This is a genomic window from Streptomyces carpinensis, from assembly GCF_002154505.1.
GTDB classification, from domain to species: Bacteria; Actinomycetota; Actinomycetes; order Streptomycetales; family Streptomycetaceae; genus Streptomyces; species Streptomyces carpinensis.
Genome location: NZ_MUBM01000128.1, coordinates 1 through 8840, shown reverse-complemented (window position 1 = coordinate 8840; position 8840 = coordinate 1). Strand labels below are relative to the sequence as shown.

Annotated in this window: 10 protein-coding genes; 7 read left to right on the top strand and 3 right to left on the bottom strand. The window is 71.7% G+C overall.

The window, feature by feature from the left end:
- Positions 1-54: 54 nt before the first annotated feature.
- A complete protein-coding gene (locus BZY54_RS17940) occupies positions 55-297 on the bottom strand; it encodes a mycoredoxin (RefSeq protein ID WP_086726212.1) in 243 nt (80 codons plus the stop codon).
- 295 nt (positions 298-592) lie between these two features.
- On the opposite strand from BZY54_RS17940, the gene BZY54_RS17935 reads away from it, so the two are divergent.
- The 5 genes from BZY54_RS17935 to BZY54_RS17915 all read left to right on the top strand — a co-directional run bounded on the left by BZY54_RS17935 (position 593) and on the right by BZY54_RS17915 (position 4497).
- Positions 593-2806, top strand: coding sequence for an ATP-dependent DNA helicase UvrD2 (locus BZY54_RS17935; protein WP_086726211.1), 2214 nt, complete (start codon positions 593-595; stop codon positions 2804-2806).
- Between the two features lie 162 nt (positions 2807-2968).
- On the top strand, positions 2969-3289 hold the full coding sequence (locus tag BZY54_RS17930; protein WP_086726210.1) for a hypothetical protein: 321 nt from the start codon (positions 2969-2971) through the stop codon (positions 3287-3289).
- A gap of 174 nt (positions 3290-3463) precedes the next feature.
- Complete coding sequence (locus tag BZY54_RS17925; RefSeq protein WP_086726209.1) at positions 3464-3832, top strand: WhiB family transcriptional regulator; 369 nt, start codon at positions 3464-3466, stop codon at positions 3830-3832.
- Positions 3829-4152 carry a hypothetical protein gene (locus tag BZY54_RS17920; protein WP_086726208.1) on the top strand — a complete coding sequence of 108 codons (324 nt, stop codon included), beginning with the start codon at positions 3829-3831 and terminating at the stop codon, positions 4150-4152. Before BZY54_RS17925 ends, BZY54_RS17920 begins: the two co-directional genes overlap by 4 nt.
- Before the next feature lie 135 nt (positions 4153-4287).
- A complete protein-coding gene (locus BZY54_RS17915) occupies positions 4288-4497 on the top strand; it encodes a hypothetical protein (protein WP_086726207.1) in 210 nt (69 codons plus the stop codon).
- A 65-nt stretch (positions 4498-4562) separates the two neighbouring features.
- Here BZY54_RS17915 and BZY54_RS17910 read toward each other — a convergent pair whose 3' ends face one another.
- Together BZY54_RS17910 and BZY54_RS17905 are read right to left on the bottom strand one after the other, a co-directional pair.
- Entirely contained in the window at positions 4563-5927 is a 1365-nt protein-coding gene (locus BZY54_RS17910; protein ID WP_086726206.1) for an ABC1 kinase family protein, read from the bottom strand.
- The gene (locus tag BZY54_RS17905; RefSeq protein ID WP_086726205.1) at positions 5920-7134 is read right to left on the bottom strand and encodes a TOMM precursor leader peptide-binding protein; all 1215 of its coding nucleotides are present in this window, start codon (positions 7132-7134) and stop codon (positions 5920-5922) included. The genes BZY54_RS17910 and BZY54_RS17905 overlap by 8 nt, the downstream gene beginning before the upstream one ends.
- A 264-nt stretch (positions 7135-7398) precedes the next feature.
- On the opposite strand from BZY54_RS17905, the gene BZY54_RS17900 reads away from it, so the two are divergent.
- Both BZY54_RS17900 and BZY54_RS17895 read left to right on the top strand, forming a co-directional pair.
- The gene (locus tag BZY54_RS17900; protein ID WP_086726204.1) at positions 7399-7995 is read left to right on the top strand and encodes a M48 metallopeptidase family protein; all 597 of its coding nucleotides are present in this window, start codon (positions 7399-7401) and stop codon (positions 7993-7995) included.
- Positions 7996-8214: 219 nt separating this feature from the next.
- Positions 8215-8840 (top strand): TerD family protein (locus BZY54_RS17895; protein ID WP_143668071.1); only part of this gene is annotated, 626 nt, incomplete at its 3' end.

Here is an 8840-nt window from a genome sequence, read left to right as displayed (position 1 = left end):
GGGCCGCCTTCGCGTGGTCCGAGGACGCCGACTCAGGGCGCCAGGGCGCTGGGCTCAGACACCGATCTTCTGCTTGACCTGCGCCAGCGACGGGTTCGTCAGCGTGGAGCCGTCCTCGAAGAGCACGGTGGGCACGGTCTGGTTGCCACCGTTCGCCTTCTCGACGAAGGCCGCGGACTCCGGGTCCTGCTCGATGTTGATCTCGTTGTACGTGATGCCCTCGCGGTCCATCTGGCTCTTCAGCCGGCGGCAGTAGCCGCACCACGTGGTGCTGTACATCGTCACGGTGCCCGGCATGTCTCTCGCGCTCCTTCGGCGGGTCGGGGACGTAATGCTCGCAGGGGAGGAACGTACGCCACGGCCCCGGCATTCCCACCGGGGGTATCGGTGTGGCGGGCAGAACGCGGACGGGACACGTGGGACGGGGGAGATCTGCGGAGGTGACTGGTCGCACCTGACCACGGGAAGCGACCGGCGGGCGTGACACCGATCGCACGGAAGCGGGCGTGACCCCTGTCGCATTAGTACGACTGCGAGGGCCGCCTGTGGACAACCGGCTCACCCGTCTCCCGCGACCTGGCAGCATGGCGGTGTGACAGCAGCAACGCATTCCACCCTCTTCCCGCAGGTACCGGACTCTGCCGACGCGGTGCTCGAAGGGCTCGACCCGGAGCAGCGCGAGGTCGCCACCGCGCTGCACGGTCCGGTGTGCGTGCTGGCAGGGGCGGGCACCGGCAAGACCCGCGCGATCACGCACCGCATCGCGTACGGGGTGCGCGCCGGAATCCTCCAGCCCTCCACCGTGCTCGCCGTCACCTTCACCAACCGCGCCGCAGGTGAGATGCGCGGCCGGCTGCGCCAGCTCGGCGCACAGGGCGTCCAGGCCCGCACCTTCCACTCGGCCGCCCTGCGCCAGCTGCAGTACTTCTGGCCGAAAGCGATCGGTGGCGGCCTGCCACGGCTCGTGGACCGCAAGATCCAGCTCGTCGCGGACGCGGCCGCCGCCTGCCGCATCCGCCTGGACCGGGGCGATCTGCGGGACGTCACCGCGGAGATCGAGTGGGCCAAGGTCACCCAGACCGTCCCGGCCGACTATGCCCTCGCAGCCGCGAAGGCCGGCCGCCAGGCACCCCGCGACCCGGCCGAGATCGCGCAGCTCTACTCCGTCTACGAGGACCTCAAGCGGGACCGCTCGGTCATCGACTTCGAGGACGTCCTGCTGCTGACCGTCGCCGTTCTGCAGGACCGGCGTGACATCGCCGAACAGGTCCGCGCCCAGTACCAGCACTTCGTCGTGGACGAGTACCAGGACGTCAGCCCGCTGCAGCAGCGCCTGTTGGAGCTGTGGCTGGGAGACCGGGACAGCCTGTGCGTCGTGGGTGACGCCAGCCAGACGATCTATTCGTTCACGGGAGCAACCCCCGACCACCTCCTCGACTTCCGCACCCGCCATCCCGGCGCCACCGTCGTCAAGCTGGTCCGCGACTACCGCTCCACTCCGCAGGTCGTCCACCTGGCCAACGGACTGCTCGCCCAGGCCCGTGGCCGGGCCGCCGATCACCGGCTGGAACTGGTCTCCCAGCGGCCGGCAGGCCCCGAGCCCGACTTCACCGAGTACACCGACGAGCCCGCCGAGGCCGAAGGGGCTGCCCGCCGCATCCGGGATCTCGTCGCCTCCGGTGTCCCGGCGAGCGAGATCGCGATCCTCTTCCGGACGAACTCCCAGTCCGAGACCTATGAGCAGGCCCTCGCCGACGTCGGTGTGCCCTATCAGTTGAGGGGCGCCGAGCGCTTCTTCGACCGCCCCGAGGTGCGCAAGGCCGGTGTCGCCCTGCGCGGCGCCGCCCGATTCGGTTCCAACGACTCCCTCCTCGACGACGCGGTGGACCTGCCCTCGCAGGTGCGTGCCGTGCTCTCCGGCGAGGGCTGGACCCCGCGGCCCCCGGCCGGTTCCGGCGCCGTCAGGGAGCGCTGGGAGTCGCTGGCCGCCCTGGTGAACCTCGCACACGACTTCGCCGCCGCCCACCCGGGCGCCACCCTGGGCGACCTCGTGGCGGAGCTCGACGAGCGGGCGAACGCCCAGCACGCCCCCACCGTCCAGGGCGTCACCCTTGCCTCCCTGCACTCCGCCAAGGGCCTGGAGTGGGACGTCGTCTTCCTCGTCGGCGTCGCCGAGGGCATGGTCCCGATCACCTACGCCAGAACCGACGAGCAGATCGAGGAGGAGCGGCGCCTGCTCTACGTCGGCGTCACCCGCGCCCGCGAGCGGCTGCACCTCTCCTGGTCGCTGTCCCGCTCGCCCGGCGGCCGCCCGAACCGCCGCCCCAGCCGCTTCCTCGACGGACTGCGTCCCGGCTCCGCCACCACGGCCGGCCGTGGCACGACCGGCGCCTCCGGCGGCATCGAGCGAGGCTTCGCCCCGGCCGGTGGGACGGTGGTCCACCCGGATGCCGTACCGCGGCGTGCCCAACGGACCCCGGCCCGGTGCCGTGTCTGCGGCCGCACGCTGACCGACGCCGGCGAGATGAAGCTGATGCGCTGCGACGGCTGCCCCTCGGACATGGACGAGGGCCTTTACGAGCGGCTGCGCGAGTGGCGGGAGGAACAGGCGCGGCGCACCGGGCAGCCCGCCTTCTGCGTCTTCACCGACAGGACCCTGATGGCGATCGCCGAGGCGGTCCCGGACGACGAGCGGGAGCTCGCGCGCATCCCCGGGGTCGGCATGCGCAAGCTGCGCCGCCACGGGGCCGACGTTCTCGCCATCTGCGCAGGTCGGCCGTGTGCGACCGAAGACACCGAGGACTGACACGAACTCGTCGAAAAAATAGTTTGCGCATGCCCCGCGAATCCCCATAGGTTCTTGGTCACGGGAACAGCGGCCTTCCTGAGGCTGTGATTCCGTGTTGTACTTGCATATCCGAGGACTGGATCACACCAGTCCCCTAGACGCCGAGAGGAGGCGAGTCCAGTGATCAGCATCAAGAGCAGCTTCTTCAGCACCGCCAAAATGACCGATCGCTCGGTCGCCTCCCTGTGCATGCTCGGCGTCTCGGACCAGGGCACCGGTCTGTCCGGCATTCGTGCCGTGCGTCCGGCGTCCGCCATCTCTCTCGCGGGTCTTCCCATCCGTGAGCGCAATGAGCGACCGACCAAGGCACTGGAAGCAGTAGTGGCACAGGCGCAGGCCTATGCCTTTGCGGCGGCCGGTGCCGGAGTCCGGAAGCAGACGACGCAGCACCACCTGATGTGGGCCTTCCGTGGGCCAGAACCCTGGAGTGATCCAGCCTGATCGCCGATCAGGCCGGCGCCTTCAGGGCCGCGGAACCCCAACCGGGATCCGCGGCCCTTCTGTTTTCCCCGAACGGGGACGGCGGACCGAAGGGGCCTCGGGACAAGAAAAGAACCCGGTACCCAGCCGACACCCGGCCGACCGGCCGGACCGACCAGACGAGGAAGACGAACCGTGCAACTCGAAGCGCACGCCCCGTCCGTACCGCCTTCCGACACGATCCCCAAGCCCGGTCTCACGGAGGACCCCACCTTGATCCCGCTCACCGCGCTCACCGCGCTCGACGACGCCATCGAGAACCTCGGCGTGCCCGTCCCGTGCCGTTCCTACGACCCGGAGGTCTTCTTCGCCGAGTCGCCGGCGGACGTGGAGTACGCCAAGTCCCTCTGCCGTACCTGCCCGCTGATCGAGGCCTGCCTCGCCGGCGCCAAGGAGCGGCGTGAGCCCTGGGGCGTCTGGGGTGGCGAGCTGTTCGTCCAGGGTGTCGTCGTCGCCCGGAAGCGGCCGCGTGGTCGCCCGCGCAAGAACCCGGTCATGGCATGAACACCGCAGGAACGATCGACCGTCCCCTCACGCACGACCCCCAGAAGCAGGCCCCGATGAAGCCGTCCACCAGCGAGCCCGCAGGCTCCGCGACCGAAGACGTCACCACCACCGGCGCGAACGACTCGCGTCAGAACAGGACCCGAGAGATGCAACTCATCCCCGAAGCCATGGCCCGTGCGCATATGCACGAGCGACTGCGGGAGGCGGAGCGTGATCGCCATGCCGTGCGCCTGGCGGCCGCCCGCCGGATGCAGCGCCGCGCCGAGCGCGCCTCGCTGCGTGCCCGCCGCGCGCTCGCCATGGCGGTCATGCACTGACCGCCCCCCACCGCCGAGCGGTGACCTCCCGGCAGGGAGGCGAACTTGACCGCGGGGGCGGGTCCGTTGAGGACGGACCCGCCCCCGCGGTGCGTTGCACGCGCCGATCCACAGCGGCGGCGGTATCGTCACCGGGTGACGAGTCTTCCCGGAGACCCCGGCCACGGCGGCCGCACCGCGCAACGCCCGCCCGTGGTCTGCACGCGCTGCGGCACCCCGGCCGAGGGTCCGCCGCCGACGTGGACCTGCTCCGTGGAGAACGGCGTCCGCTGCTACTTCTGCGACGCCTGCTCCCGTGAGAACCTCCGCTCCATCGAGAGCCGGCTCGACTCGGCCTGGTGGTGAGCCCGCGGGGCCTCGCCCGCCGGACCTCCCCCTCGGCCCTCCGCGGTCAGGCCTCCACGTCCGGCTCAGGCCTCGGCGGCTGACTCCTCGGTCTCGGGCTCCGGGACGAAGCCCGGCAGCCACTCCTCCAGCTCCTCCCTCAGCCGCACCGTGGACCCCAGCTGACACAGCACCCCGATCGTGCTGAGCGTCACACGGTGTATCAGCAGGTACGCCGGAGGCAGGTTGAGCCGCTTGCCCAGCTGGTAGGCGGGAGACCGGGGGTCGGCGATCCGGGCCGCCTGGCTGCGCATCCAGCCCCGGGTGAAGGTGAACTCCTCCACCTGGGCCGGTTCGATGATCGGCAGCAGGTAGTCGAGGACGGCGTCCGGCTCCAGCTCGATCGACTCCTTCACGAAGCCTTCCGTGCAGAGCAGTTCGTAGACCGCGTCGGCCTGGCCGTCCAGGGTCATCCGCAGGGACTCTCCGATCGGCGTCGGCAGGCCGCCGGGCAGGCGGTCGACGGTGCCGAAGTCCAGCACGCCCAGACGCCAGTCGTCCTCGCCGTCCGGCCCGCCGGGCAGCAGACGGAAGTTGCCCGGATGCGGGTCGGCGTGCAGCAGACCGGTGCGGGCCGGGCCCGAGAACAGGAAGCGGGCGAGGAGCTGGCCGGCCCGGTCGCGCTGCGCACGGGTGCCGTCCGCGATCACCTCCGACAGCGGGATGCCGTCGATCCACTCGGTGACCAGCACCTGGTCGCACTGGTGGACCACGGCCGGGACGACGACGTCGGGGTCGTCCGCGAACTCCTCCGCGTGCGCCTGCTGGGCCTGCGCCTCCAGGCCGTAGTCCAGCTCCTCGGAGACCCGGTCCCTCAGTTCGGAGATCAGCGGCTTGATGTCCATGCCGGGGATCAGCGGCCCCAGCAGGCGGGCGAACCGACTCAGCTGACCCAGGTCGGACAGCAGGGCCTCACCGGCGCCCGGGTACTGCACCTTGACCGCCACCTCGCGGCCGTCGTGCCACACCGCCCGGTGCACCTGCCCGATCGAGGCCGCCGCGGACGGCTTGTCCTCGAACTCCTCGAACAGCTCACGCCAGTCCGCGCCGAGCCGCTCCTCCAGCACGGCGTGCACGGTGCGCGTCGGCATCGGCGGCGCTGCCTCCTGGAGCTTGGTCAGCGCCGCCCGGTAGGGGCCGGCGACCTCCTCGGGCAGCGCGGACTCGAAGACGGACAGCGCCTGCCCGAACTTCATCGCCCCGCCCTTGAGCTCGCCCAGCACCTTGAACAGCTGCTCGGCCGTGCGTTGCTGCAGTTCCCGGCCGACGAGCTCCGCCGACTCACCGACGATCCGTTTGCCGAGTCCCCAGGTCGCTCTCCCGGCGAAGCCGAGCGGGAGCGCGGCGAGCTTGGCGGTCCGGGTGACCGCCTTCCGGGGAAGATCAGACATGCGCCCTCCAAGTCCCAGCAAGCCGCGCCGCGTCTGCCTGACGGCATGGCGTCGATGACGGCCGTTGCCCAGCCATTGTCTCGCGTGACTCGCCCTCGTTTGAGGTGTCTTCCGCCACGGGTTTTCGCGCGGCCCCGCACGGGCAGGCCGGATGCGGCCACACCGGTCGCGCGTGCCAGTTCAGACCAGGTGCGGACACCTCCCAGCGGACGCCCGCGCCGGAGGGCGACTCCCCGTCCAGGAACGCGAGCGCATGGGCCGCCGCCAGTCCCGCGACGGTCGTGGCGAGGGCCAGGTCGCAGGGGCGCACATGGCGCGGTCTGCCGGATCGCCACTGGGCCACCAGGCGCGGCCACGTCTCGTCCCGGTCCGTACGGCCCCGGTGCAGACACTCGGCGCAGCCGGTCTGGCCGGGCAGGACGAGAGGGCCCACGACGCCCGTGGCCTCCACGACCCCGGCGTACAGATGAGGGGTACCCGACGCGATCAGCTCGGCCGCCGCGGACGGGTCGGGCGCGTGCACGGCGATGTCGTCCCTCGGCGCGAGGATCACCAGCGAGTGGCCCGGCTCGCCCTCCTCGGACGGTGCCTTCCGGCCGCGGCGTACCGGACGGTCCGGGGCCGCCCGGCGCACGGCCCGGCGGGCCGCAGCCGTCCTGCGCTCGCCGACGGCCTCTGCGGGCAGCCCGCCCGGGGCGACGTCCCAGGGCTCCACACATCCCCCGTCGAGCACATCGACCTCGCCGACCCCCGCGCCGGACAGCAGGGCCGCCAGCACCGCCCCCACCCGTCCCGCGCCGCGCACCTGAACGCGCAGATCACGCCGGGCGGCCAGACGGCCGATCGCCTCGCCCGGCTCCCGCGCCACCAGGGACAGCGAGGCCAGGTCCGGACGCAGTCGGTCCATGACCTCCTTCTTCTCCCGCAGGGCGCAGGCCGCGGCGCCCCCACCACGGGCGTCGTCCAGGAGCCCGGCGCGGGCCAGCCGTGTCACGAGCCGGTCGACATGGCCCTCCGGCAGGTCCATGCGCTGCCCCTCCTCGCGCAGGAGGGGCAGACCGCGTGTGCCGTTGAGCAGGTCGAGGAAGCTGCCCGTCGCCGTGTCGACCGGGCCGAGCGTCAGGGCGTGCGCGGGAGTCATCCCGAACTGCACGGTGTTGAGATCGCGCCAGCCGCGCCGGAGCGCGGGTTTGACCATCGGATGCATGTGCGGCCCCCGTACCCGAAGAAATCCAAGGAAACAGCCTGAACAGCGGCCCGGAGAAAGGGCCTGATGTACCTCCCCGGGCGTCGGTGGAGCCGGTCGTCGCTCCGCCGACGAGTGCCAGCATGCCCGGCCCGGCCGGCCGGTGCGGAAAGTTGTCCACAGGCAGGGGGGATTCGTCGTACGAATCAGACGCTCGGTGGGGGATCGGTGCGGAACCGTCCCGGACCCGGGACTTCCCCCGCGTACACCCGGTAACGTCGGGGCGTGTCCGCCGACCCACTGCACCGCGCCGGAACGCCACAGCGCAGCAAGACGAGCCCGCCGCCGAGCGGCCCGGCGGCGAGCGCGATCGAGGTCCGCAGGAGCGCCCGGCGCAGCCGGACGGTCTCCGCATACCGCGAGGGCGACCGCACCATCGTGCTCATCCCGGCCCGGATGTCCGAGGCGGAGGAGCGGCGCTGGGTGAACGTCATGCTCGACAAGCTGGCCGCCCAGGAGAGCCGGCGGGCGCTCGGCGACGGCGAGCTGGCGGAGCGGGCCGAGCGGCTGTCCGAGCAGTACCTCGACGGCCGGGCCCGGCCTGCCTCGGTCCGCTGGGTCACCAACCAGAACACGCGCTGGGGATCGTGCACCCCGGCGGAGGGCAGCATCCGCCTCTCGCACCGCCTGCAGGGCATGCCCGAGTACGTCGTCGACTACGTCCTCCTGCACGAGCTGGCCCATCTGCTCGTCCCCGGCCACGGCCCCGACTTCTGGCGGCTCCTCGACGCCTACCCGCGCACCGAGCGGGCCCGGGGCTATCTCGAAGGGGTGGTCGCCGCGGGCCGGCTGCCGCACCTGCCGGGCGCGCGCGGCGAGTGACCTACCGCCCTCGGCGGCGGATCAGCCCCGGGGCCGAACGGCCGCGACCGGACCCCGAACGGCCGCAACCGGGCGCCGTACGAAACGCGGCCGACCCCCTACGGCACAGGCGGACGGGGATTGTGTACCGGGTCTGTACCGGCTTGGTCCGGTGTCGGAGTTTGCCGTTAGCCTGACGCGACGAACACTCGCATTCGGGATGGGGGACGGTCGTTACGCATGCCCAGGGAATTCCAACGCGGCCACAAGGCCAGGATCAGTGACCTGACCGCGGGCACGGATCTGTACGTAGGCGTGCAGATCTCCGGCCCCGGACTGACCTTCGACATCAGCTGCTTCGGCCTCGACGCCGACGAACGGCTCTCGGACGACCGGTACTTCATCTTCTTCAACCAGCCGAAGTCCCCCGAGGAGGCCATCCAGCTGCTGGGCGCACAGGCGGGCGACACGGAGTCCTTCAGGGTCACGCTCGACCGGATCCCGTCGAACATCCGGAAGCTGTCGTTTACGGCGACCATCGACGGCGCGGGGCAGATGTCGCAGATCGGCCCCGGCTACCTGCGCATCGTCGCGGGCGGCGAGGAAGTGGCCCGGTACGCGTTCAACGGCTCGGAGTTCTCCACCGAGCGGGCCGTGATGCTGGGCGACATCTACCTCAAGGACGTGTGGCGGTTCGCCGCGGTCGGACAGGGCTTCGACGGCGGCCTGGAAGCGCTGCTGAAGAACTTCGGCGGTGAGGTCCTGGAGGAGGCCCCCGCCCCGGCACAGGCCCCGCAGCAGCCGCAGACGGGTGGGGCCCCGGGCTTCGCACCGCCCGCCCAGGCCTCCCCGCCGCCGGCCTTCGG